General features: G+C 74.0%; 1 protein-coding gene. It reads left to right on the top strand.

Annotation, left to right across the window (positions count from 1 at the left end; genetic code table 11):
* Positions 1-620, top strand: a 620-nt coding sequence (locus PHY01_RS26095; RefSeq protein WP_141282932.1) for an IS1634 family transposase, incomplete at both ends; no start/stop codon positions are given.

Raw genomic sequence — 620 nt, 5'->3', positions numbered from 1 at the left:
CCCCGACCCGCCCGAGGGCGCGGACGGTGGTCCCGAGGGCGCGCCGGGGTTCCGCCGCTACGGGCACTCCAAGGACCACCGCCGCGACCTGCCCCAGATCGTGATCGGGCTCGCGGTCACCCGGGAGGGCATCCCGGTCCGGTGCTGGTGCTGGCCGGGCAACACCAACGACCAGGCCATCCTCCCGGAGGTCCGTGACGGGCTGCGCGGCTGGCGCCTCGGGCGCGTCGTGACGGTGGTGGATCGTGGGTTCTCCTCGCGGGAGAACCTGGCCTACCTGCAGCGCGCGGGCGGGCACTACATCGCCGGCGAGCGGATGCGCGACGGGAACGCCCAGGCCCACGAGGCGCTGTCGCGCCAGGGCCGCTACCAGTCGGTGCGTGACAACCTGCGGGTCAAGGAAGTCAAGATCGCTTCCACGCCGGGGATCCGGTGGATCATCTGTCACAACCCCGACGAAGCCGAACGCGACGCTGCGCAGCGGGAGGCGGCCATCGCGCGGATCCGTGCCGAGCTCGATCGGATTACCAGCGCCCGCGCCCGGGCCCGGGATCAGGCCCGCGCCCGCCGCGCCGGGTCGGCCACGACGAGCGCGGCGACCCGGAAGAAGGCCGACCGCA

The sequence above is a fragment of the Pseudonocardia hydrocarbonoxydans genome (assembly GCF_006539565.1).
Classification (GTDB): Bacteria; Actinomycetota; Actinomycetes; order Mycobacteriales; family Pseudonocardiaceae; genus Pseudonocardia; species Pseudonocardia hydrocarbonoxydans.
Note: the sequence above shows the minus strand (reverse complement) of the source record. Positions and strands in the feature narration are given on the sequence as shown.